Here is a 22,649-nt window from a genome sequence, read left to right on the forward strand (position 1 = left end):
CGGTCCCACCCCCCACCCCCCACCGGACCCGAACGAAGGAGCCCCCATGGCCTCTCGACCCGACCAACCCAATCTCTCCCGTCGCCGCCTCCTCCAGTCCGCTGCCATCCTCCCGGCGGCCGCGATCCACGCGTTGACGCCGGATGGAGCCGGTGCCGCCGTCGAGGCGGTCGCGACCGACGGCGTCTCCGCCGGCAATGCCGCGCTCACTTCCATCGATCTTGCCGGAACGTGGAGCTTCACCCCGGCGGGCCGGGCGACGACGTCGATCAGCGTGCCCGGCGGCGGCTGGTACAAGCAAGGATTCACAGACGTGAACGAGGCGGTGTACTCGCGCAGCATCACCGTGCCGGACTCGGGGCAGCCGCAGTCGACCTGGATCGAGTTCGGCGCCGTCAATCACCAGGCGACACTGTCGGTCGACGGCCGCGTGGTCGCCACCCAGACAACGGCGTTCACCCCGTCGAACTTCGACATCAGCGCCTACGCGGCGCCCGGCACCACCCACACGATCTCGGTGAATGTGAAGGGCCGCGGCGCGTTGAAGGCATCCAACGGCCGGTACCTGGTGCCCGACGCCGCAACGTGGTCCGAGGCGGTCCCGCAGGGCATCTTCGGGTCCGCGTTCCTGCGGGTGTACCCGGCGGTGTACGTCAGCGACACGTTCGTGCGTACGTCGGTGGCGAACAAGACGCTGAGCTACGACGTGACGGTGCGGAACACGTCGGGCAGCTCCCGGTCGGTGACGTTGACCGGGTCGCTGTCGTCCAAGAACGGAACGGCTTTCAGCTACCCGGAATTGCCCAGCCGTACGGTCACCGTGGCGGCCCGCTCGACCGCGACCGTGACCGTCGGGCCGGTCGCGTGGAACCTCGACAGCACCTCGTACTGGTGGCCCAACGTGCCGTACCGGTCGGGGTACCGGGCGCAGCTGCACGGGCTGGCGGTGCATGCCGTCACCGACGACGGCCGGACGAGCGACGCCGAGTACCGGTTCGGGTTCCGGGAGGCCACCCAGAACGGTGACTACTACTACCTCAACGGCGTGCGTGTGAACTTCCGCGGCGACAACCTCCAGGGCGCCAACTACGACCGGATCAACAACGGCGGCAAGGGCGACGCGTACCACACCCTGCCCGGCTTCCTGCCTCCGTCGCCGGGCAACGGCGGCTGGCCGCAGGCGGTGGACAACTACCAGCGGCTGAACTACAACGTGGTGCGCATCCACCAGGAGCCCGGGAGCCCGTACATGTTGGATGTCGCCGACGAGATGGGCCTGATGATCATCGACGAGGTCGCGATTCGCGGCTCCCAATCCTCGCAGGAGTGGAGGGACCCCGTCGGGCACGACAACATGGTCAACCACGCCCGTGCGCTGGTCCTGCGCGACCGCAACCACCCCGCGATCATCCGCTGGAGTCAGAACAACGAGCCGAATCAGAGCGGCCAGGATTCCGAGCAGTTCGAGAAGGACCTGTACGCGGCGATGAACGGCGCCGACGGCACCCGGCCGATCATTGTCGAGGTGGGCGTCGGCAACAATGTCAGCCTGTATCCCGGGATGACGTACGCCAACTTCGCGGTGATCCCGCACTACGTCGACGGCTTCGGCAGGTACGGGGAGGGCCTGGTCAGCGTGAACGGGCGGCCCGACGGCGAGGGCGAGTACATCTGGCCGGCGTGCAACAACAAGCAGGGCTTCGAGTGGTTCGCCACGGCAACGCTGGCCAAGCGCGGCAAGGGCGCCGCCGACCTGCGTCCGTACACGCTGCTGTCCGCCTGGGCCAGCGTCGTGCCCGGGGTGCGCACCGGCGACTTCGTCCCGGAGGAGGGCGGTCGCCCCGTCTACGGCGTGGACAACCTCCCGGACCCCTGGAGCAACCCGCAGATCCAGCGGGTGCAGGCGGCGTTCAACCCGGTGGCCGCGGTCGACCTCCCGTACTGGTCGGCCTCCGGCGTCTCGGATGTGAACGGCACCTTCCCGCTGCCGCAGGCGGTGCCCAACTACGCCCGGAACGCCACGGTCACCCGCACCATCACCGTGTTCAACGACGGCTTCACCGGCACCTCGGTGGACTTCACCTGGACTGCCCGGCTCGACAGCCCCACCGGCACGGTCGTCGCGTCGGGCAGCACCAACCTGACCATCCCGCTCGGCACGCGGGCCACTCAGCCGGTGTCCTTCACCGCGCCCGCCTCCGGCAGCCGCGTGTACCTGGTGCTGTCGACGGCGAAGTCCGGCAGCACCCTCTTCACCGACGCGGTCGAGTACTTCACCATCGGCGGAACCGAATCCGGACCCGCACCCGGCACGTACCGCATCGTCAACCGCAACAGCGGCAAGCCCCTCGCCATCGCCGGCAACTCCACCGCCGACGGCGCCAAGGCGATCCAACAGAGCGGCACTTCCACGTGGACGATCAGCACCACACAGGACGCCTACACCTTGCGCTACACCGCCTCTGGAAAGGAGCTCGACGTCAACGCCGGCAGCACCACGGCGGGCCTGCAGCTGCAGCAGTGGTCGGCCAACGGCGGCACCAACCAGATGTGGTATCTGCGCTCCACCGGTGACGGCTACTACACGATCGTCGCCCGTAACAGCGGACTGGTGGCCGACGTCTCCGGCGCGTCGACCAACGATGGGGCGCAGGTAGTGCAATGGAGCGCCAACGGCGGGACCAACCAGCAATGGCAGTTCATATCCGCCTAGGGTGCTTCGGCAGTGTCCCGGCGGTGGCTCAGGTCGAGTCCAGGGCCTCCGTCGGGTCGAGCGGCGCGGACCGCCGGGTAGAGGCCTGCGACCGCGCCGCTCGCCAGGGGGCGGCAAATCCGCCGGAGCGATGAGCCCTCCTCTGCCTCGGGCTGATTCCCCAAGGACCGCAGGCGATCGCCCAACTCGCTGGCGTCGAGCTCCATCCCGCTCTCGCCTTTTCACTAGACGGTCTGTTGGAACGCCTGACCGGCCCGTCGCGCGCCCGCAGCCCCGAAACCGGCCCCTCGGCCCCCGGATCCCCCGTCGAACCGCCCCCGGTCGCCTACCCGCCAGCGCCCTCAAGAACCCTCGGAAAGCGCCTCTCCCCCACCGACCGCGACACCCTCATCGCCGGCGCCACCCAAACTAAACTCGCCCGCCACTACAACGTCGACACCAGCACCATCAAACGCATTCTGCGCCAAACGGCAAGGTCGGAGACCCAAGGCTCACGGTGATATACACCGCGAACCACGCCGCCGATGGACGGAGCCGATCCACACGCTGCTGGGGGCATCCGGCCGCTGAACGGCCGGATGCCCCCGAGGAAGATCAATGACGCGCAGGACCGGGTCCTCGGCGATCGATCAGAAGTACTGGTAGTACCAGCCACCGGTACCGCGAGTGCACGGTGTGGTGTCGTATCCGTAAAGGTATTCAGCCATCTCCCGGTCGAAATTGCAGTCGCGCCAGGTGAGGAAGGGCCCCTCCCACGCTTGGATGCTGACGGTGTCGTCGGTTCCTGCGGGCTCACTGGCGGCAGCCGGTGCCGAAACGAGCGCGCCGGCCCCCAGCGCGAGACCAGCAGTGATCGCGGCGGCGGCGACCGCGCGCGTCAAGCGCGGCAGCTTTCGCCGGTCGGGGCGAGGCCGAGTCGCAATGGTAGCCATAGTGCCTCCTTAGAAATTGCGGACCCGAAGTGCTCACATGAGGACCACATCGGCTCATTCGGATAGACCGCTCTGCACGCGAGCGGGCCGCTGACAGAATCATCCTCGCGGCGAATGACTGCCTTTACAAGGCGGAGCACCGGCAGAATAGCGGCAGGTCGCATGGATGTTCAATTCCTCTACAACCACAATCCTCGACCAATTTGAAACAAGTTCATTGTCCGTACAACTACTGGGTTACGGGGAGGGCGCTATATGAGGAGAGCCGCCGGACGCCCCTCACGGGTCGCGGCAGGGCTTATCCAAGTTCCAAAGGTGATCCGGCGCGGGGTGGTCCTGTCGGCGCACAATGAAGACCACAGGCGGCTCGGTTGCAGTGAGGTGCGTGGTGAGCGAGACGGATGCGGTGCAGCGCGGCGGTGCGCCGGTCGCATTCACGGTTCTGCACGTCGAGGGGTTGGTCAAGAGTCCCCGGGACGAGGGTGCGCCCGATTTGAAGCCGGTCGGCACGCGGTCAGTAGTGACGTTGCGGCGTCCGTCGGACGAGATGGAGTCGACTACGGTCGAGTTCGCTTGTCCCACTTGTGGACGCACGGTGGCGGCGCGAATGCGCAGCCGTGCGGAATGGTCGCGGTTGCGGCGCCGGCGGCTGACGCAGGGCCTGGTGGCCCTCCTGGCCGTCGTCTGGGGCATATGGCTGTTCATCGACACCGTGAAAGCCGGACCCGAAGGCGCGGAGATCCTGTTCTGCGCGGTCGTTGCGATGGGCTCGCCTCTTGCGGCCTTTTACGGCATCGTCTCGGCCGTCTTGGCACTCGCGAGCAAAGGCATCGCCATCGAGGGCGAGGCAGACCCCCGGCTTCTCGCGGGCGCGATCGCCCCCGAAGACCAGTTCCACGTCGACGGCGCCCGCCTCGTAAAACACGCCGTGTAACTCCTCCAAGGCGAGTCTGCGACCCGGTCGAGGCGGCCAGAGCCTTCTCGTCGTCCACCCACGCACCCGCTCGCAGACACGAGCCGCCGCAACGGAGTCCTTCGAGTCGTACGCGGCCGAACTCTGGGCGGCCGAGACCGACGACGCCGAGCGGTAAGGGCCACATCCGCCGACGCGGCCCTACTCTGCCGGTCTACGGTGCGGAGATAGTGACGACGGCGTCGGGGCACTCGGCCGCGTCGGTCGGATAGTCGCCCGTCGGCAAACCGATCCGGTGCAGCGTCTCCTCTTGCCATGCGACCGACCCCGATCCTTGGGCAAGGGAGTCCTGCTGAATGCGGTGACGGATCAGCATCCGAGTCCACTAGAGACTGACCGAGGTTGCATGCGGCGGAAGGAATCTTGCATGTAAAGCATCACAGCACTCATGCGCCCCAAAAGTTGAACGCGTTCGATATTTTGGAGATCCGCGTAATCCGGACCGTCCTATAGGACTCCGGTGCTCGATTTCAACACACCAGAGGAGTACCCCATGCGCACCTTCGGCAAGACCGGTCGCCACCTCGCCGCAGTCGCGGCCTCCGCCGCCCTCGTGCTCGCCTCCGCCGATTCCGCGCTCGCGCAGACGACCGACGAGAACGCGGACGCCGCGGCGACCCCGCAGTCCAGCTTCTCCTTTCTCGACCAGGAGCTGCCGAACCCGACCCTCTGGGAGAACGACCCCATGCAGCCGGAGTATCGCGTCGACCGGGAGTCCCCGGTCAAGGACCCGGCGGGCGTCCTCCTGACCTTCTGGGACACCCAGAGCCTGGACGCCCTGCTCAACAACGGGACATACCAGCTCACCAACCACGCCTACGTGAGTGCGGGCTACGACAACTGCGTGTGGGTTTCCGCCAATAAGACCACGCAGTGCTTCGTGCCCTACGACGTCGAACTCGGCAAGACCTACACCCTGAGCGGACCCGTGAACTACAGGGCCTTCACGACGCTCACCGACGACGACGCCGGCGTCTACACCGCGCGCGACATCCCCCAGGTGGACTTCGCGGGCTTCGCCGAGCTCTACGGCTACGACCCCGCCAACGACAACAACGTGACCTTCGTGGAGAAGCCGGAGACCAGGGGCGGCGACTACTACGACAACTACGGCCTCGTCACCTGGGAGACGCCCCGCGGCTAAGCTCACATGACGAATGAAACGGGCTCCGCCCCCTGCCAATGGGGACGGGGCCCGCTTTGGTCTCTACTCGTCATCCGTTGCTTCACCGTGGACCACGACGACCGGGCAGGCGGCAGGGACGACGCATTTGAAACTCACAGACCCGAGCAGGGTCCCCGGCGACGAGCAGGAGGGTCGCGACCGCCCGCGGGCGACCGGCGACCGCCTCCCCCTGTCGCACCGCGTTTTCAGCCCCCGTCGGGTCCGACGGCGGCCTTCGCAGCCCCCAGAGGATTCGATGGGTTGCGGCCGATGCAGTATCGCCGCCGGCCGTGAGTCAGTCGGTGACCCAGTCCATGTGCTCGATCCAGTGCTCGAACAGTGCCCGATCGCCCAGGACCTCCAGCGCGGGAGTCGCGTTCAGCGGGCGACGCCTGCTGATCACGAGGAGGAGATCGGCGGCCGGGCCGCGCACCGCGACGTCGGCCTTGGCGTGCGTGCGCTCCAGGACGACCTTGTCGGATTGCCGGCGGGCCAGCCACTCCCCGGGCGCGTCGACGGCGTGGAAGTGCAGGGTCTGGCCGTCGCCGCGCATCGCGTCGGCGAAGCCCTCCCGGTTCTCCCAGTAGCCGCGGGAGGTCAGCGTGTCCAGCCAGTCCTCGACGGCCGCGACGGCGTACTCGGGTGCGATCTCGTACGGCGCGTCGAGCGTGGCGGCGGCGTCCGCGCGGTGCACGCTGGCCTCGCCGAAGAGGCGGCGCGACCAGAACGGCACGCCTGCGGCGGCGCCGGACGGATCCCAGACCGGCGTGTCGTCGGCGACGGATCGGAACGCCAGCTCGGCCTCGGCTGCACCCTCGTTCAGCCAGGCGCGCCACAGGCTCGAATCCGTCGGCGCCGGGACGTAGCGGGCGAACGCCTCACTCGGTTCCGACATCTGCTCCCCCACGAGCATGCTCACCATGCGCTGCGTCGAGCCGACATGGTCGACGAGATCAGCCAACATCCACTCGGGACAAGTAGGCACCGGGGCCGAGGCGTTCCCGTCCTGCACCCATTCGGCGAACGTGCTCGTCTGCTCGACAACACCGTTCAAATACGCGGTCGTGTCCATCGCTGCGCCTCCATCTGCTCGGACAGTTGCCGCCATTGAACCAGCTGAGCCGCGACAGAGGCAGGAGCCGTTGCAAAACGTTGGAACACTTCGCGTCGGACCGGAGTGTCGGCGAGCTCGGGGCGAAGCCGCGCTCGCGCGTGCCCTGCCACAGAAGGTCGGACACCCGGAGATCCTCGGAGAGGACACCGCCGAAGGCCACGGCTGGATCGTGACCGCGGAGGTTCGCGGCCAGAACCTGCACGAGGTATGGCCAATGCTGACACCTGCGGAGCGACGACAGGCGGTCGGTCAGCTGTGGGCTCGGGCCCAGATCGTGCACGACGCGACCTCGTCTCTTAGGGCGCATGTCCCCTCGCACGGGGGTTTCGTACCGGCAATGTTGGGCGATGCCATGACGGCGGCGGGACGCGCTGGCGTCGCGCTAGGCCTGTCCAGTGCCCAGCAGTTGCGCCTCCACGAAGTCGTCGAGGGCTATTTCCGGGCTGCACCCGTGGTCGAGCAGGTCGTCAATCACGGCGACCTCGCCCTGATGAACGCCCTGTGGGAAGGCGAGGTCGTCGCCTTGCTGGACTTCGAGTTCGCCGTGCTCGGTCCGGTCGAGATCGACCTATGCCGACTGGTATGCGAAGCTCGCGTATCCGAGGAGGGCCAGTGCGTTGATTCGGAGGCCGGCGATGCTGCGGTGGAGATCGCCGCGCACTGTATGGACCCGGTTCATGGTCGCGCGCTCACCCACGGCGCAGCGGTTCTCGACCAGCTCCGCGACCTGGACATCTGGCTCGCCCGCGACAGCACCGAAGAACGTGTCGAGGACTGGCGGCCCTGCCGCCTGATCACTGACCTGCTCAACGCCGAGGGCGGCTATCTCGCGCCGCTGCTCAGGCAACGATCTCCTCATACGCGAAAGTAGTTCGCGCTCGTCGCGATAGCGCGGTTCCGACAGGTAGCCGTTCCAGCCAGCGGGGGGTAGCTCCGCGGCGACGAGACTCGCGAGCGCTACCAAGCCGTCGTCCCCGCCCACACGACAGGGACCCGCACGGGCGCAATGCACTCAACAACCCCCTGACCCACCTGACACCAGCCAATTCTGGTCAGAGCATCTACCTCCCTCGCAGCTCGCGCCCCCGAACGCCCCGAGGATGTCGACCACGACTTCACGCCGTGAACGGATCTGACTGAGCACCAAGCGATCTCACGGAAACCACAGCAAGGGAACTCGCGCGAGATGAGCTCATCTCGCGCGAGTTCCCTTGCTGTGCAATGAATATGAATCACGTTCATACTCGTAAATATAGTTGTCGGCCTAACACTCGCCTATTCGAACTCAAACCCCCAGCTAGACGGCCTGTTGGAACGCCTGTCGGGCCCATCGCCCACCCGCGGCGCCCAAACCGGCCCCACGACCCCGGGCTCGCCCGAAAACCAGGCCCCGACCGCCTACCCACCAGCGGCCCCGCGCGCGCTCGGCAAACGCCTCTCCCCCGCCGAGCGAGACGCCGCCCTGATCGACGCTTTCAACGCCGGCGCCCGCCAGAAGGATCTTGCTTCCAAATACGGGATCAGCATTCGATCCGTCAAGCGCCTCGTCCACGGCACCTCCAACCGGCCCCAAACCGCAGCCAACCGGCTCTCTCCCGATCAGCAGGCGGCCATCATCCGCAGCTATTCGACAACCGGTGCCACCCAGGCCGAACTCGCCCACCTGTACGGCGTCTCCACCAGCACCATCAAACGGCTCCTTCGGGAAGCCCGGAGCACCATCGCCCCCGCCCACTCCGGTTCCTTCCGAATCCAGCTCCGTCGATAGCGGCGACAAACCGGCGTGGATGGTCCGGAGCGCGACCGAAATGCGAGGAGGCGACCGGACAGCCCTAACCGCCCTGCAACGACCGGCAGACCGTTTGGAGGAAACCGAGAAAAAACGAGCGGAATGCGGAGCGAACACAGGCATTACTTGTAGAAACGCTACAACGGTGGCACGATGTCGGTAGCGGGGCGCTTGCGCACGGTCGCGACACTGGTCTCATGAACACGACACAGCAGACCACCGCTTCACGAGGCGTCGCGCCCGCCATCGCCTGGGGACTCGCCCCGATCGGATGGTTCCTCCTTCTCATGGGCTGGGTCGGCCTGGACGGCGACCTGTCCGGCCCGGTCCAGACCGCACTCGGCATCGCGATCCTGGTCTTGCCCGCACCGTGGCTGCTCTGGGCCTCCTGGCGGATGCCGCGCCCGCAGGTCAAGACGTACCTCGCCGAAGGAGGCGGGCTGGCCGCGCTGCTGCTCTCGCTCTTCGTCACCGCCGTGTACTTCCTGCTCGGAGCCGACCCGACCGAAACAGCGTCAATGGGCTTCACCGCGGTGTACTTCGCCGCCGCGGCGGTGCTCATCGCGGCCGCCTGGCCGCTGCCAGGCCGGCGCATCGCGTACGGGGTGGCCGCGCTGGGATGCGCGATCTTCGCGATCAGCGTTCAGGTCCCGCAATGGAGGACCGGCGCGCACATGGACTCGAAGCTCGCCATCGCGGACGAGGTGCTTCTGAACCTCCTCCTCGGTTCGATCGTCCTAGGCATGCTCCTCCAAATCGCCTGGTGGCTGCTCGGGAAGCGACGTGCCATCTAAACGGATCGCATCTGCGGTCAGGCACCACTATCGGGAGTGCATGGTTCGCGCCTCCTTCGCATCGAACACGCCCGCCCAAGCGCCACACCGCGGATCTCGCGGACCCGCTAGGGCCGTGCGCTTGCTGATGTGAGGAGGCCTGGCCAGCGCTCGGGTCACTGCCGGGCATTTGCCGTGAAGCGTTGGTGCACTTGGTCGGCCAGTTCTTCGGTGAGATCGAGTGCGTCCGCCGGTTCGGTGATGGCTTGTCCGCCCTCCAGCAGGATGGTGATCTTCAGGCGGCCGGCCGCCGCTTCCAGGCTGACGTGATTGAGCCACTCCCGCTCGAACACACTGGTGTACCCGGCAAGCTCGCCGTTGTCGAAATCCTCGACCGCCAGGGCGTCGACACCCTCCCAGACCTCACGGCTTTGCTCAACTGATGCCGCCGCCCCGTCTTCGTCATTCGTGGCGACAACGGTGATAGTGAGCGTCAGCCCGGCGTCCGAGGCGTAGGCGCAGGACAAAATGCCGCCCACAGGTTCGGCTTGATCGTCGGCGTCCGCCTCGGATGACTCGATCGAGATCGCGGACGACTCGGGGAACTGGGCGAAGTCGAACTCCTCGCAGGTGGCCTTCGTGAAGTCGGCCTCCACGTTCGGGGAGTCGTCGCTGAACTGGACGACCAGGAAGACGCCGACCAGGGCGAGCAAGCCCAGACCGGCGGCCAGCAGGACCACGAGGCGCTTGCGGGATCGGCGGGCCGGATGCGGCGGGTTCGAGGGGACGGTCAAGGGGGAGCTCCTGAGGGTAGGCCAGACGTGAGAGGCCGGGTCGATGCGACGGGGCGAAGTCGCCCGCTGCAACAAGCGAGGTGGCGTAAGAGACGATAACCGGGGATCGACCATCGGTCGGGGCCTGAACTGCGCCCTCCATGCTTCCTTTTATCGCGATACCGACGGTTCTCCCTACTACTGAGCCCGGCTCTCGTAGCCGCCAAGTGCACTTCCGCGAACCGGTGGCAACGTTCCTGCCGGTGTCCCGCCGGTTCCCCGCCTCACACGATGCGGAAAGTGAGCTCGACCAGCCCTCATCGGAGTTGTCCCGCAAGAACCGGCTTCGATGCGACACGCGCCTCCGCCAACAAACCTCAAACCAGTTCTAGGTCTGAAGGCCACAGTCGGTGCCCGCTCCTGATTGGAGCGCACGCCGACCGAGCGCCCTCGTCAATCCCCTACCGCCCTCATGTTGCGCAGTTCACTGACATCGACCCGCACCGGGCATCAACGGGCCGTGCCGCTCCTGGTTCCCGTGGATTGTTCAACCGGCTCTTGCGCTTTCGCGTCCGGTGCGGCCTTGTCACCGGAGCGAAGAGGCTGGGTCGAGCGGCGTGTCCGGTTGCGTCGGGCTGCTCGGCGGAGCCGGCGGGGTTTGAATCGTGCGGCGAAGTGGATGAGCGTGGCGATGGCGAGCAGGGTAAGCACGCCGGCGGTCAGCCAGCCCCAGCGGATGGGGCCGGTGTCGAACAAGGTGCCCGGTGCGCCGAGCGCGACGGCGAACAGGGCGAGGATCAGCAGGCCCTTGGTCGCGGCGATGGTCGCGGAGTGCTGGGCTGAGCGCAGCGAGACCGCCAACGCCTGACCGGACAGTGTGACCCAGATCAGTGTCAGGGCGGTCGCCGCGGCGACCGTGCCGGCGCCGATCCAGGCCAGGGTCACCAGCTCGCCGTCGGCGAAGTAGCGGCGCACGGCCTCGGCCCACCAGGTGAAGGTCACCGCGGCGCACGCGGCGAAGGCCAAGGGCAGCAGGAGGACGCGGGTCGCGCGTCTGATGGTGGCCCAGGTGATGCGCAGCCCCGCCCACATGACCACGGCGGCCGCCACGATAGACCCGAGGATGCGCCTTGAGGCTTCGACGCTGATCCACACCAGCCAGTTGAGCAGCGCCGTCCCCGCGATGGCGATGCCGTACCCGAGCAGGCGGACCGCGCTGAAGGCTCGGGTGCCGCCGACCGCGGAGCCGGCGGCGACGACTTGGAAGAAGGCGAGCACGCCGCGGGCGAGGCGGTCGATCGGCCCGGCCGGGCGGCCGGGGCGCGTGCGGTGGAACTGGACGCGCCAGCGCAGTCCGAGCGGGCGCGCGAGGTAGGGGACCTGTGGGGGGTGGGCGCGTTCGAGATGGCGGCCGCCGCGGAGCACCCCGATGATCGCCGCGACCAGCAGTGCGCCGGTCAGGCCACCGACGGCCACGACCAGGAAAGCCTCGCGCCATTCCGCGCGCACCGCCGCGGCGGCCAGTGCCGGGAGCACGATGGTCAGGGTCACCGCCACCACTTGCGCGCCGCGGTCCTCCCCTGCCGGACCGGCGCGACCGCCGCCTCCGGAGTTGGCCAGCAGCGCTGTCAGGGCCGCCCAGGCGGCCAAGCCCGCGTAAGCGCTCCAGGTCAACAGCGTGGCTTGGGTGGTGAACGTCCCGAACCACAATTCGAGGCCGACCGCGGCGGCCACGAGCCAGTACAGTGCTGCGGCGCGTGAGTTCACCGGGTACAGCCGCAGCGGGAGGACGGCGATGGCGAGACCGCACAGCAGCGCGACGCCCCAGACCGGGAGCATCGAGTCGAACAGGGCAGTGAAGAAGAACCCGGCGGCGATCACCGCCCGCAGGCCGCCGATCGCCATGTAGTGCAGTGCATGCGGCTTCTGCGGGCCCCAGCCGAGGAACGCCTCATGGGTGCGGCAGTACACATCGGATGCTGCGACTTCATCGCTGTCGCAGTCGGGTTGGGCGCAGCCGTGGATGTAGTGGTGCGGTTCGGTACCGAGGTCAAGCCACCACGAACTGTCAGGCTCCGGTTCGGATGCGGTCTCGTCGTCGACGTCGAGAGTGGGGTGCATCGGTGCTCCCTGGGGCGGTCCGGGAGTGTCGCCAACCCCGTCAACGGGATTGGCACGAAACCATATTTTATCAATGACAAGAAGACATACCGGTACTCGATTTCCCTCCTACGCAGCGGTAACGACGTGGTTCACCTGTCGGATTGACGACAGCGAGTTGTTTGCGCGTCCTGGCACTTGATCCCGCGACTCGTCGTTCAGGTCAGGGACGAGCGGCGCATCCGCTTCCCGCGCCATGACGATTCATCGCCTCGGAACAAAGACATCGGAAGCTCACGCCGGCTCGCCACGTACGAGCGGCGGCGCTTGCTGGGCCGGTCCAGGGTAGCCGCTTCGCGGCTGGGGCCAGGCCCTCAGCAAGCGCCGCCGCCCCCCGATCGGAAAGGCGGCCAACCCGATTGGAGCCTCCCATGGAGCTCACCCAGATCCCGCCCACAAAACTCGTCCCGCACGAGAAGAACGCGCACAGCGAGTTGCGCGGCATCGACACGCTCGCACAGGCCACCGGCCGCGAGATCGAGCGTGTCCAGCAGTCCCTGACCCTTCACACGCTCCCCGAACAGGTTCAGCAAGCCGCCCATGCCGGCGAGGTCGACCTAGCGGCCGCCGCGGCTCTGACGGAGTTCGCGCACGACCCCAAGGCGATCGAGCGGATCATGAAGAAGGGCGGCGGACACTGGTCCTACCAGCACCTCATCGCCGAAGAACGCCACCGCCAAGACACCAGGGACATGCTTGAACGACTCAAGGCCGAACTCGTCCTCGCCGGCGTCAAGGTCACCCCACGCCCGAAATTCCTCACCGAAGGCGGCGCCGCAGTCCTTCTCGAACAGCTCGTTGACACCGACGGCAACCCCGTCGACGTCGAGCAAGTGAAGGCCAATGCGGGGTTCGCGGCCTACATCAATCGCGACTACGGCGCCAGGGCCGTCTTCTACTGCCCCGATCCGGCCGCGGTCGGGCTGCGGCCGGCCCCGAACTCTTCAGCCGCGCAGCGGGCCGAACGCGAGGCCCGCGACGCCGAAATCAACGCGAGGCACGAGGTGTGGGAGGCCGCCACCGGAGTGCGGACCAATTTCCTGCTCTCCAAGTACGGCACCGCGAAAGGCGCGAAGACGCTGTTCCGCCCCGCACTCGCTGAGCTTGCGGGCACGAGCATGAGCCTGCCGCACAACGAATACGCCGAGCTTGCCGATACCCTCTGCGGCTGCCCAGTAAGGGAATTGCCGGAGAACGCTGGCATGGACCGCCTCACCCGCGCGACCGTCGCCCGCTGGCTCGCCCACGCCGAGAAGAGCCTGACCGAACTCGCCCGCGGCTACTGGGGCGACCTCGACCACGGGTTGCGCTACCTCAATCTCCTGGTCGCCGAAGGTTACGAACTGGCTGACGTCGAGACGCAGCTACACGAGTCGATCACCGATCGCCGTGCCGATGAAGCAGAGGAGGAGGAAGGCGATGAGGGTCCGGGTCCGGACGCCGCGGTCTACATCGCCGCCGACTCGGTCCCGGACCACGACGGGGAACTTGCCGAAGCCGACGACTTCGTAGCGGCCTGAACAGCCGGTGGTCGGTGTCGCACCGTACCGGTGCGGCACCGACCGACCAGGCGCCCTCGCCATTGCCCGCCTGCCGGAACATGCCGTCGCATCCGCCTGCATCGCAATGCCATTCTTACGGGTCAAGCGCCGCCCGCGCAGTCGGGGGTTCCAGTCAAACAGTGGAGTTGGAGCGAGCGCTACGAAGCCGCCGGGTTGAGTGGCAACCACGATCAGCTGGCAGACCTCATTGCGTCGAAGCGTCACGCAGTCTGCCCCGGACTGCTTCGGCGTCGGGATGTCCAAGATCGTCCAGCATCGCCAAGGCTTGAATCCATGCTTCCTGAGCGGTGTCGAGGGCGCCCGTGGAGCGGTACAGATCGCCGAGCCGGGAGAGCGTGTCGGCCTCCTCGAAGCGGTCGCCCAGTTCGCGGAAGATCGCTCGGGCGCGCAGGTAGTAGGACAGGCCTTCTGCGTCCCGCCCGAGGCGGGAGTGGATGTAGCCGAGACTGTCGCAAGTGGCGGCCTCTCCGTAGCGGAAACCCAGTTCCAGGAACAAGTCGAGTGCCTGCTCGCAGTGCTTGTGGGCTTCGTCGTGGTCTCCGAGCACGGTGAGTTGCCAGCCGATCGAGTTCAGCGCGTGCGCCTCCCCGAACTTGTGGTCCACGGTCTGGTAGATCTCAAGGGCCCGTCGGGATTGCTCAAGTGCTTCGCTGTGGCGCCCTTGCAGTTGCGCGAGGTTGCCGAGGTTGTTGTGGGTGGCGGCCTGTGCTGCGGGGTCGTCGGCTCGGATCGACAGCTTCAGCGCCCGCTCCAGGTGCGTGCGACTGCTCTCGAAACGGCCGAGTCGGCTGTGGGCGCGCGCGAGCGCCCGGTGCGATTGAGCCTGGGCGGCTGCGTCGCCGAGACGCCGCGCCGCTGCCAAGGCCATCTGCTGGGTCGCGATCAGCTCGTGCCAATGTCCACGCAGGTAGAAGTAGCGCTGCGGAGCCCAGGCCGATTGCCATACCTGGACATCGAGACTGCCGGCGGCTTGGGCGGCGGCGGCCCTCACCGCAGGATGCTCGATCGCGAACCACGCCATCGCAGTCTCGCGATCGGTAAAGGCCTCAGGGTCAACACCATGGACGGATTGGTCGAGCGGGAGCGCAATGTCAAGGATGCCCGGGTCGACCAGCAACGCGGCCGCGTGGGCGGAGTGGAGATAGTGGTCAAGGAGGCGATGTGCGGCTTCACGGCGGCTGGTCGAGCTGTCGTAGCGCTCGGCGAGATCCGCCGCGTAGACATGCAGCAGGTCGTGCAGTGCATATCTGCCTGGCCGGTGCTCGGTGGCGAGGTTGGCCTGCGCGATTTCCGCGAGAAGCCGATGCACCTCTCTCCTCGGTCGACCCATCAGACTGGCGGCTACGGGTACAGGGATGTCGGGTCCGGGGTGTAGGCCCAGCAGCCGGAACAGATCCGCGGCGTCGGGGCTGAGAGTGTGGTACGACCAGGAGAACACGGCGCGTTCGTCGGAGGCGATGGCGTCAAAGGCATTGTGTGCGTCATGGAGTTCAGCGGCCAGGTCGGAAAGCCGGAAGTTCGGATGGGTCGCTGCGCGGGCGCCCACCAGCGCTAGTGCCAGTGGCAAGCGGGCGCAGGCGTGCACGATGTCCTCCGCGGCCTGGGGTTCGGAACTGACACGGTCGTCGCCGACTCTGCTGCGCAGCATCTGGTGCGCCTCATCCTCACTTGGCAGGTCAACGATGATCAGCTGGGCGCCTTCGGTTGCGACCAGACCTGGGAGCTGGTTGCGGCTCGTGACGACCACAAAGGTGTCGGGTCCGCCGGGAAGCAGCGGCCGGACCTGATCGGCATCGCGGGCATTGTCAAGGACGATCAGCGTCTGCTTGTCTGCCAGCAGACTGCGGTACAGGCCGACCTGCGGTTCCAAATCGCCGGGAATCCGCTTTGGTTCGACCCCGAGCGCGTCGAGGAATCCGCAGACGGCCGTCGCAACGTCCATCGGCTGCCTGGTGGGGTCGAACCCGCGCAGGTCGACATACAGTTGCCCGTCGGTGAACTGGTCCGCAATCCGATGCGCCCAGTGGAGGGTCAGGGCGGTCTTGCCGACACCTGCTGTACCGGTGACCGCGGCGATCGCCGCGGCACCCGGATGGGGCCCGCCCTGGTGCCGCAAGAGCGCGTCAAGCAAGGCGACTTCGGTCTCGCGGCCGGTGAACCCGCCGAGCGCGGGCGGCAACTGCCTGGGGATCGTCTCGGTGTCGGTTCCGGTCGGGGGCGCCAGACCTATTTCGGCCTTCAAAATCTTCTGATGCAAGGACTGCAGATCCGGCGAGGGCGGTATGCCCAGCTGCTCGTCGAGCAGGCGGTGCAGGTACCGGTACGTCTGCAATGCCTCAGCTCGACGGCCGTCCCAACACAAACCGTGCATCAGCAGTTCCCACGATCGTTCCCGAAACGGGTGCTCGGCAGTAAACGCCTGCAGTTCCGAAACCGCGAAGTGCACGTTTCCCAGACGTAGCTCGGCGTCAAGTCGATCTTCGACCACACTCAATCGCAGGTCATCCAGATATCGTGCGCGATCGCGCACCACCTGCGCGTTAACGCCGTCGTAGGCCGCTCCCCGGCACAGCTCCAACCCTGCGCGAAACGCCGCAGCGGCCTCTGCCGCCCTCCCCGCCGCCAATGCCGCACCGCCCTCGACGGCCAGACATTCGAATCGATGAGCGTCGACCGATTCGGGGAGCACGTCCAACCGGTATCCGTCGGGGTCGCTCACGACCACCAGGTCAGCGTCCATTGCGGTGAGCCGCTGCCGAAGCTGGTAGACGTAGGTTCGCAGCGTCGCCCTCCCCGCAGCAGGCGGATCACCGCTCCACAGCTGATCGAGCAGCCATTCGTAGTCGACTACCTGGTTGGCCTTGACGAGGAGGATCGCCAGGAGGTCACGCAGCCTTCCGCCGAATGCGACGTGCCGTCCGTCCTTGACGACTTTTAGTCGGCCGAACACCTGAATTCCCACGAACGACTCCTCACGGACCGATGCTGATATTTACACGCATCGCGTGAGGGCCTAGGTTGCCTGCATCGACGTCGCTCAAGCTTTTGCCGCGAAAGACCCCGGCCACTCAACGAGCGAGACCGGTTGGGGTCCGCGAAGGCGTTCAGACGCAAGCCTAGGTGAGCGGATCGTGACTCGGTCACCGGCGACGCCGTTCTCCTAGGCATCGAATTGGGCCGCGCGATCTTCGGCGTGGGTCCGATAACGGGCACGCCTGGCAGCCCTCGAAGCGGGCGCCGTCAGTCCGGGCTGGACCGCTTCCATGATGCAGTCCTCGGCACCAGGTCGCCGTGTCCGACAACTTGGAGGCGATCATCGCTGAGTCGACGTTTCGCGGCTGTCGCTACCTCTCGGCCGTCTTCGTGCTAGCTGCCCCGACCCTCAGGCGCATGTCGTCATCGCCACCCACAAGCGCCGGGCCACCATGCTCCTGCAACGCGAACTGACCGGCGGAACCGCCGCACACTCGACCGTGCCGCTGCGCAGCTGTTCGTGCTCATCGACGGCGCCATCGCCGCCAACGGCACGCGGCGCAGCACTGTACCGGCCACTGGCGTGCGCGACGTCGCTGAACTCATCGTCGGGTCGCCCCCGTGTCGAACGGGGACGGCACTTCCGGTCCAATCCGGCTGTCGTCGGTGCGTGCGAGTTCAGAGGAGGCCGGTGCTCGCAGCCCGATACGAACCCATGTGCGAGCGGCGTATCGGGCTGCGAGGATCAACTCGGAATGCGGACGCTACGGGCGTCGCCCACCTGAGAGGTGCTGCCTGAGTCGACCACGCGACCGAATCCCGCGCAACCGAATCCGCTGTAGACGGTGACCCAGGTGTCAGTGTGGTTCACCACCTCGCTGAATCCCTGCGAGACGTTCATGCAGCCGGCCCCGGGGTCGGTGATGACGGTGTCGATGCCCTGTCGTCGCAGCACGAGGTCGCCGGTCGCGGCTTGCGCCGGGGTTCCTGCGAAGAGCGCTGCAGCACAGGCGGCTGCGGTGGCGATGCCGAGCCGAGTCGTGAGTCTCATCTGTGTCCTTTCTATGAACGGTGTGCAATGTGGCCGGGTGCCCCACCGAGGCTGGTTGGTGGAGCAGAGGTCCGAGTGATGCGGTTTGCGGACGTGGATCTTCCGCTTGCCGACATCAACCCGGTCCGCACTGGAGGCAGCGTCCTCAGGTGCTCCTGGTTTCGATCCCGGAGGAGAGGTAGGACGTTCGCGGCGGGCAGAAGACGTAGGAGTCCCCGCTGGAGATCCAGTTGAGGGCCGACCGGTGGATGATGGCGCCGCTGTCCCACGACCGGCACCGCACGAGCGCCCGGTAATGTCCGCCATTGCTGGCGTCGCAGCTCGCCACGGTGCCGTTCGTCCAGGATTCGTATGAGCACCCGGTCGGCCAGCCCGCGATGCCGACCTCGTCTGCGGCCTGGACCGCGGAGGGTGCCGGGGCGGGAGTATCGGAGGCCGCGGCGGTTCCCTGGACGCCCAGCGAGAAGGCGATGGCGAGCACGATTCCCGCGAGCGAGATGGTGCGTCGTTTCGTCATGGTTCAAAGTCCTTTCAAGTTCGATCCGGCGTCGGGCTACTTGCGGGTCGCAGAAGTCTCGATGCCCGCGGCGATCGGGACGTAGGCTCCCGGGCAGTAGGCGAAGGACCAGCCGGTCTGCCGCCAGTCGCCGAAGGCGACGAGCACCCGTCCGGTCTCTCGCTCCTTGCAGTTGGCGAGGGCCCGGTAAGAGCCGCCGTTGGCGCTGCTGCACGTGGCTCCGGTGGCCCGCCATTGACTGGGCTGGATTTCATACCGGCAGCCGGTCGGCCAGGCTGTGACGCCGACCTCGTCGGTTGGCGCCGCCGAGGAGGCCGATGCCGGAGCCCCCGCTCCGAGTACGGCGAAGGCGACGAACATGAGGCTGAGGACGGTATTGACCATGGGTCCTCGGCCTGACCGTCGCGATGTCGCGAATGCGAGCACGGTGTTCCTTTCTCCGATCAGATATGCGGGATTGCATAGGGGGTCCCGATCAGGTGACCAAGCCCGCCCGAGTCGTTGCGGTGCCGGCGAACGACGAGGCAGAGTTTGGCACCCGGGGATGGTGACTCAATGGTGATCGCATAGCGCCCCAGGTCACGGGATGGTTCCAGCTCAATAGCCATCCACGGCCCCGCGTACCCTGGCCGGCGCTTCGGATATGGCAGTGGCTGATGCATTCGTGCCGCTCTTGCCCGCCGGGGCCCGTCAGAGCAACCCGGCACCGACGCCCGGCCGAGGTGTTACCACGCTCCTGTTCACGCTGTTGCCCGCCGCCACGCCCAAGGGCCTGTGGTGTGCGATGGGGGACGTGCCGTACCTCTGCCCATCGTCGGCGATCACCGCAGGTGTCGATCTCAAACGCCTCGCCCTGGTCGAAACCCCGATGTCGAGTGTCGGCTCGCAGCGCTTGGAACGCTCTGTGAAGGCGTTCCAATCCTGGCCGCATCGACACCCGGCTCCGCGGATAGAGGCCTGACGTTGGGACCCCGGACGTCTCAACTCCAGTCCGCTCCATCTCACCGCTGCCTGGCGTGTCAGCGCCGAGCTGTGGCCCTACGGTCGCGGCCTCGCTCCCAGCTCCGTGTCGAACTTCGGGGGCCGCTGAATGTCGCACTGGTCGAGCAGGCGGGCAAGGAAACTGTAAGCCGCGAGCCGTTCCATCGCTTCTTGCTCACTGAGCTCGTCACTGGAGTGCGAGGTCGGATTCCGCACGGTCGAATTCAGTCCCTCCGCCAGTCCTTTCAGCGAGGCGGCGAGCGGCAACAGTCCGTTGCGCATGCTCTTGACGGTCTTATCGTTCGGTTCTCCGGGCCAGACCAGGCGCGGCCAATCCGGTACGTCCTTGGGACGTTGCGTCTTTGGTGGTGAGAGTGTCTGCTGCCAGAACTCGACACCGTTGACGTCGCTCCGATGCAGCTTCTTACGCCAGTGTTCGGGCAGTCCTTCGGCGGCTTCGCGCACTGAGGCTCGGTACTTACGGGTCGTCCAGTACGGTGCGGCAGCGCCCCAGACCAATGGATGGAACGACGATGGTGCGAAGGCGGGAAGGTCAGAATCCTTCATGGCTTCGGCGTCAGCGATCATTGCGCGCAACCACCCCCGTGCCGAGGCTGCCGCGACCCGCACGTCCTGCGGTTCGATGAGGGCCTTGGGAGCAGGCAGCATCGACCAGTTCGCGATCGGATCGAGCACCCCGAAACCCTCCACTCGTATGGAGGTCCCCGTCACCTGCACCGCTCTCGCGGCGTTGCCCGCCGCCTCGGCCACATCAAGGGCAAGTCGACGCTCCTCAACGCGGTCTTGTCCGTCATTGATCCGGACCGTCGGGCGGAGTCCGTACGGCGGCTGAAAACCGATCTCGACTTGCGTCGTCATCCAGGCGTTGAAAGCAGTCTGGAATTCGGCGACCGCCGCGTCCAGCCGGCGAAGGTAGTCAGCTCCGTACGTCGGCATCTGGACCTGCTTTCTCTTGACCACAACACCTGGTGGAGCTTCAACGAACGTTGGGGGTTCGTTCAGCGTATCCAGCGAGCCGTGAACCGGAGGTCCCCGAGCGCCCGCCCACCAGCCTCAGCGTTGTAGAACTCGTGTGCACCTTGCCGGATCGCTGGCGTGGTCGGGTTCGTCGGCCCGGGTGTGCCGTTGTGGTGTCAGGACGCTACGCGACGGCCGCCCACCAACGCTCCTTCGTCGCTCGCAAGGGCGCCTGCGCACTTTCTTCGCAAGGCGCGCTCCTTCGTCGCTGCGAACAAAGATGCTTGGCCCCCTTGACGTGGCGTGCGTCTTCGCCGCGTGGACGCGACCGCACCACAGCGGCACCACGCCCGGTCACATCCCCAGCCGCCGCGCCAGCACCAATCCCGACAAGGAGATTCGTCATGGAGTTCCACTTCGCCGTCGAAGGCCAGATCGTCAAACGCGCCCCCGAGGTCTTCGCGACCCCCAACGGCAACCAGGGCGTGCGCTTCGAGCTCGCCCACAAACCCACCTACCGCGACGCCGCCGGCAAGTGGGCCGAGGGCAAAACCCAGTTCTTCGACATCACCTGCTGGGGCAACCTGGCCGACAACGTCCTCGCCTCCTTCGAGCGCTACGACACCGTCATCGTCACCGCCCGCAACCTCTACGCCCAAGAGTCCGGCGGGTTCGCACATCTCAAAGTCACCGCCGAGAACGTCTCTGCCTCGCCTCGGTTCGGGACCGTGACTCCCGCCCGCAAGGAACGCGTCGCGAACGCCGAGGTCCGGAGTTCCGACGGGGAGAACCTGCCGGTCACCGTCGAGGACGCCTGGGCCACCGCGACACCCGCGCCGCAGCCGGCCGCCGCCTAGGCCTCCTTCCGCGGGGCGGCCCATTGGCCGCCCCGCTTCCCTTCAGCCCTCAGCGTCTTTCCGCAACGACCGCTTTGGAGTACGCCATGAACGAGCCGACCAAGCTCACCGTCAACGGTCCGGCCGACCTCATCAGCGCCGTCCCCTTCCTCCTCGGGTTCGCGCCCGAGCACAGCCTCGTAGCCGTCGGCCTCAAGGGAGGCCAGCTCGAGTGCACCTTCCGCGTCGACCTGCCCGGCAGCACCGACGACCTCGACCACCTCAACACCCTCACCGCACCCGTCAAAACTAACGACTGCGACACCGTGGTCCTCATCGCCTACGGCGAAGCCGAACTCGCCACCGCCTGCCTGCGCCGCGCCCTGATCGACTGCGCCTTCGCGCGCATCGAAGTCATCGACGCCTTCCGCGTCACCGACGGCCGCTACTACAGCCAGACCTGCACCGACACCTGCTGCCCCACCGAAGGCAATCCAGTCCCCGAAAACACCGCCATCGCCGTCGCCCTCGTCGCCTCCGGCGCACTCCGCCACCCCGACCGCGACACCATCACCAAACTCCTCACACCCGCCGACCCCGAACGCTGCGCCGCTGTCGCCACCGCCATCGACGAAGCCGTCGTCGCCGAGGCCGCGCTGTCGTGGGCCGAACAGCGCCAGATGGACCTGGCCGCCGTCGACCAGTGGATCACCGCTCACGAGCTTCCCGAATCCCCGGAGGACATCGCGATGCTCGGCCTCGCGGTCGGGGACCTCGACGTCCGCGACCACGCCCTCATCGCCTCCGACACCAACCCGCACAAGTCCGCGGACCTGTGGCTGTGGATCGCCCGACACCTCGACGAGGACCTCGCCGCCCCCACGTTCACCATCGCCGGGTGGTGCGCCTACCGATACGGCAACGGCGTCCTCGCCCTCGAAGCCTTCGACCTGGCGCTCAAGGCCAGCCCGAACTACCGTCTCGCGCACATGCTCCTCGCCGCCCTCCAAGCCGGCATCCCCCCGAAAGCACTGAGCAACATGGCGTGCCTCGATCCCGAGCAGGCCACCGCCTGACCGAACCAAGGCGGCCCCGCCCGCGCGAGAGCGCGCGGGCGGGGCCGTCGGCGTTTTGATGGGAGGTTGCCGTGGACGCCGCCGACAGCTGGACCGACCCGCTCCACGAGCTTGCGCCCGCCGAGGACGCCTTCCAACAGGCCCGGACCCGGCTCAAGGAAGCCGAGGCCGACCGCTACGCCTCGATCTGGACCGCGCTCACCACGGCCGAGGACCTGACCGAGCTCCGAGCGATGCTCCCGTCGACCGTGACGGCCCAGTCCCTGCGCGCCGCTGTCCGCCG

20 protein-coding genes are annotated in these 22,649 nt (G+C 67.2%); 10 read left to right on the top strand and 10 right to left on the bottom strand.

Translation table 11 applies throughout. From position 1 onward, the window contains the following. Nucleotides 1-46: 46 nt before the first annotated feature. The gene (locus BLQ63_RS17905) at nt 47-2,713 is read left to right on the top strand and encodes an RICIN domain-containing protein (RefSeq protein WP_218125332.1); all 2,667 of its coding nucleotides are present in this window, start codon (nt 47-49) and stop codon (nt 2,711-2,713) included. Nucleotides 2,714-3,342: 629 nt separating this feature from the next. On the opposite strand, the gene BLQ63_RS17910 is transcribed toward BLQ63_RS17905, so the two are convergent. Continuing rightward, nucleotides 3,343-3,645 (bottom strand): hypothetical protein, encoded by a 303-nt coding sequence (locus BLQ63_RS17910; protein WP_091038270.1) that lies wholly within the window; start codon nt 3,643-3,645, stop codon nt 3,343-3,345. A 388-nt stretch (nt 3,646-4,033) separates the two neighbouring features. Here BLQ63_RS17910 and BLQ63_RS17915 point away from each other — a divergent pair, with 388 nt between their 5' ends. Next, nucleotides 4,034-4,579, top strand: a complete 546-nt coding sequence (locus BLQ63_RS17915) for a hypothetical protein (protein ID WP_143014978.1) — start codon at nt 4,034-4,036, stop codon at nt 4,577-4,579. 193 nt (nt 4,580-4,772) lie between these two features. Here the strand turns inward: BLQ63_RS17915 and BLQ63_RS28905 are convergent, their stop codons facing one another. Further along, nucleotides 4,773-4,934: a hypothetical protein gene (locus BLQ63_RS28905; protein ID WP_218125333.1), complete on the bottom strand. Its 162-nt coding sequence runs from the start codon at nt 4,932-4,934 to the stop codon at nt 4,773-4,775. A 177-nt stretch (nt 4,935-5,111) separates the two neighbouring features. Here BLQ63_RS28905 and BLQ63_RS17920 point away from each other — a divergent pair, with 177 nt between their 5' ends. Next, the gene (locus BLQ63_RS17920; protein ID WP_091038273.1) at nt 5,112-5,762 is read left to right on the top strand and encodes a hypothetical protein; all 651 of its coding nucleotides are present in this window, start codon (nt 5,112-5,114) and stop codon (nt 5,760-5,762) included. A gap of 316 nt (nt 5,763-6,078) precedes the next feature. Here BLQ63_RS17920 and BLQ63_RS17925 read toward each other — a convergent pair whose 3' ends face one another. After that, a complete protein-coding gene (locus BLQ63_RS17925) occupies nt 6,079-6,855 on the bottom strand; it encodes a maleylpyruvate isomerase family mycothiol-dependent enzyme (protein ID WP_177154993.1) in 777 nt (258 codons plus the stop codon). Between BLQ63_RS17925 and BLQ63_RS17930 the strand changes: the two genes are divergently transcribed. The 3 genes from BLQ63_RS17930 (at nt 6,848) to BLQ63_RS17940 (ending at nt 9,480) form a co-directional block, all read left to right on the top strand. Then, a complete protein-coding gene (locus BLQ63_RS17930) occupies nt 6,848-7,768 on the top strand; it encodes a phosphotransferase family protein (RefSeq protein ID WP_218125334.1) in 921 nt (306 codons plus the stop codon). The two genes, BLQ63_RS17925 and BLQ63_RS17930, sit on opposite strands and share 8 nt — an antisense overlap. Before the next feature lie 438 nt (nt 7,769-8,206). Beyond that, nucleotides 8,207-8,665 carry a sigma factor-like helix-turn-helix DNA-binding protein gene (locus BLQ63_RS17935; protein ID WP_177154994.1) on the top strand — a complete coding sequence of 153 codons (459 nt, stop codon included), beginning with the start codon at nt 8,207-8,209 and terminating at the stop codon, nt 8,663-8,665. A gap of 218 nt (nt 8,666-8,883) precedes the next feature. Then, the gene (locus BLQ63_RS17940; RefSeq protein ID WP_091038280.1) at nt 8,884-9,480 is read left to right on the top strand and encodes a hypothetical protein; all 597 of its coding nucleotides are present in this window, start codon (nt 8,884-8,886) and stop codon (nt 9,478-9,480) included. Nucleotides 9,481-9,635: 155 nt separating this feature from the next. Here the strand turns inward: BLQ63_RS17940 and BLQ63_RS17945 are convergent, their stop codons facing one another. Together BLQ63_RS17945 and BLQ63_RS17950 are read right to left on the bottom strand one after the other, a co-directional pair. Next, nucleotides 9,636-10,253 (bottom strand): hypothetical protein, encoded by a 618-nt coding sequence (locus tag BLQ63_RS17945; protein WP_091038283.1) that lies wholly within the window; start codon nt 10,251-10,253, stop codon nt 9,636-9,638. A 489-nt stretch (nt 10,254-10,742) separates the two neighbouring features. After that, nucleotides 10,743-12,353, bottom strand: coding sequence for a hypothetical protein (locus BLQ63_RS17950; protein ID WP_091038284.1), 1,611 nt, complete (start codon nt 12,351-12,353; stop codon nt 10,743-10,745). 410 nt (nt 12,354-12,763) lie between these two features. On the opposite strand from BLQ63_RS17950, the gene BLQ63_RS17955 reads away from it, so the two are divergent. Next, the gene (locus tag BLQ63_RS17955) at nt 12,764-13,912 is read left to right on the top strand and encodes a hypothetical protein (protein WP_091038286.1); all 1,149 of its coding nucleotides are present in this window, start codon (nt 12,764-12,766) and stop codon (nt 13,910-13,912) included. A 226-nt stretch (nt 13,913-14,138) separates the two neighbouring features. On the opposite strand, the gene BLQ63_RS17960 is transcribed toward BLQ63_RS17955, so the two are convergent. The 4 genes from BLQ63_RS17960 to BLQ63_RS27940 form a co-directional block, all read right to left on the bottom strand. Further along, nucleotides 14,139-16,916 carry an AfsR/SARP family transcriptional regulator gene (locus tag BLQ63_RS17960; protein WP_091038288.1) on the bottom strand — a complete coding sequence of 926 codons (2,778 nt, stop codon included), beginning with the start codon at nt 16,914-16,916 and terminating at the stop codon, nt 14,139-14,141. A 756-nt stretch (nt 16,917-17,672) separates the two neighbouring features. Continuing rightward, nucleotides 17,673-17,978: a hypothetical protein gene (locus BLQ63_RS17965; RefSeq protein ID WP_091038290.1), complete on the bottom strand. Its 306-nt coding sequence runs from the start codon at nt 17,976-17,978 to the stop codon at nt 17,673-17,675. 145 nt (nt 17,979-18,123) lie between these two features. After that, nucleotides 18,124-18,495: a hypothetical protein gene (locus BLQ63_RS17970; RefSeq protein ID WP_091038293.1), complete on the bottom strand. Its 372-nt coding sequence runs from the start codon at nt 18,493-18,495 to the stop codon at nt 18,124-18,126. A gap of 36 nt (nt 18,496-18,531) precedes the next feature. After that, nucleotides 18,532-18,879, bottom strand: coding sequence for a hypothetical protein (locus BLQ63_RS27940; RefSeq protein WP_143014979.1), 348 nt, complete (start codon nt 18,877-18,879; stop codon nt 18,532-18,534). Nucleotides 18,880-19,144: 265 nt separating this feature from the next. On the opposite strand from BLQ63_RS27940, the gene BLQ63_RS27945 reads away from it, so the two are divergent. Beyond that, nucleotides 19,145-19,456: a hypothetical protein gene (locus BLQ63_RS27945; protein WP_143014980.1), complete on the top strand. Its 312-nt coding sequence runs from the start codon at nt 19,145-19,147 to the stop codon at nt 19,454-19,456. Nucleotides 19,457-19,533: 77 nt separating this feature from the next. Here BLQ63_RS27945 and BLQ63_RS17975 read toward each other — a convergent pair whose 3' ends face one another. Then, nucleotides 19,534-20,433: a TIGR02391 family protein gene (locus tag BLQ63_RS17975; protein ID WP_091038457.1), complete on the bottom strand. Its 900-nt coding sequence runs from the start codon at nt 20,431-20,433 to the stop codon at nt 19,534-19,536. Between the two features lie 425 nt (nt 20,434-20,858). On the opposite strand from BLQ63_RS17975, the gene BLQ63_RS17980 reads away from it, so the two are divergent. Both BLQ63_RS17980 and BLQ63_RS17985 read left to right on the top strand, forming a co-directional pair. Next, complete coding sequence (locus BLQ63_RS17980; protein WP_091038296.1) at nt 20,859-21,311, top strand: single-stranded DNA-binding protein; 453 nt, start codon at nt 20,859-20,861, stop codon at nt 21,309-21,311. 86 nt (nt 21,312-21,397) lie between these two features. Beyond that, entirely contained in the window at nt 21,398-22,366 is a 969-nt protein-coding gene (locus BLQ63_RS17985) for a DUF4192 domain-containing protein (protein ID WP_091038298.1), read from the top strand. Nucleotides 22,367-22,649 lie beyond the last annotated feature (283 nt).

This window comes from Glycomyces harbinensis, from assembly GCF_900101745.1.
GTDB lineage: Bacteria > Actinomycetota > Actinomycetes > Mycobacteriales > Micromonosporaceae > Glycomyces > Glycomyces harbinensis.

Excerpts from the sequence above, each read along its gene's own strand:
- BLQ63_RS17905 (WP_218125332.1), top strand. The coding sequence starts at position 47 with ATGGCCTCTCGACCCGACCAACCCAATCTCTCCCGTCGCCGCCTCCTC.
- BLQ63_RS17910 (WP_091038270.1), bottom strand. The coding sequence starts at position 3,645 with ATGGCTACCATTGCGACTCGGCCTCGCCCCGACCGGCGAAAGCTGCCG.
- BLQ63_RS28905 (WP_218125333.1), bottom strand. The coding sequence starts at position 4,934 with ATGCTGATCCGTCACCGCATTCAGCAGGACTCCCTTGCCCAAGGATCG.
- BLQ63_RS17920 (WP_091038273.1), top strand. The coding sequence starts at position 5,112 with ATGCGCACCTTCGGCAAGACCGGTCGCCACCTCGCCGCAGTCGCGGCC.
- BLQ63_RS17925 (WP_177154993.1), bottom strand. The coding sequence starts at position 6,855 with ATGGACACGACCGCGTATTTGAACGGTGTTGTCGAGCAGACGAGCACG.
- BLQ63_RS17940 (WP_091038280.1), top strand. The coding sequence starts at position 8,884 with ATGAACACGACACAGCAGACCACCGCTTCACGAGGCGTCGCGCCCGCC.
- BLQ63_RS17950 (WP_091038284.1), bottom strand. The coding sequence starts at position 12,353 with ATGCACCCCACTCTCGACGTCGACGACGAGACCGCATCCGAACCGGAG.
- BLQ63_RS17955 (WP_091038286.1), top strand. The coding sequence starts at position 12,764 with ATGGAGCTCACCCAGATCCCGCCCACAAAACTCGTCCCGCACGAGAAG.
- BLQ63_RS17965 (WP_091038290.1), bottom strand. The coding sequence starts at position 17,978 with ATGAGACTCACGACTCGGCTCGGCATCGCCACCGCAGCCGCCTGTGCT.
- BLQ63_RS17970 (WP_091038293.1), bottom strand. The coding sequence starts at position 18,495 with ATGACGAAACGACGCACCATCTCGCTCGCGGGAATCGTGCTCGCCATC.
- BLQ63_RS27940 (WP_143014979.1), bottom strand. The coding sequence starts at position 18,879 with ATGGTCAATACCGTCCTCAGCCTCATGTTCGTCGCCTTCGCCGTACTC.
- BLQ63_RS17975 (WP_091038457.1), bottom strand. The coding sequence starts at position 20,433 with ATGCCGACGTACGGAGCTGACTACCTTCGCCGGCTGGACGCGGCGGTC.
- BLQ63_RS17980 (WP_091038296.1), top strand. The coding sequence starts at position 20,859 with ATGGAGTTCCACTTCGCCGTCGAAGGCCAGATCGTCAAACGCGCCCCC.
- BLQ63_RS17985 (WP_091038298.1), top strand. The coding sequence starts at position 21,398 with ATGAACGAGCCGACCAAGCTCACCGTCAACGGTCCGGCCGACCTCATC.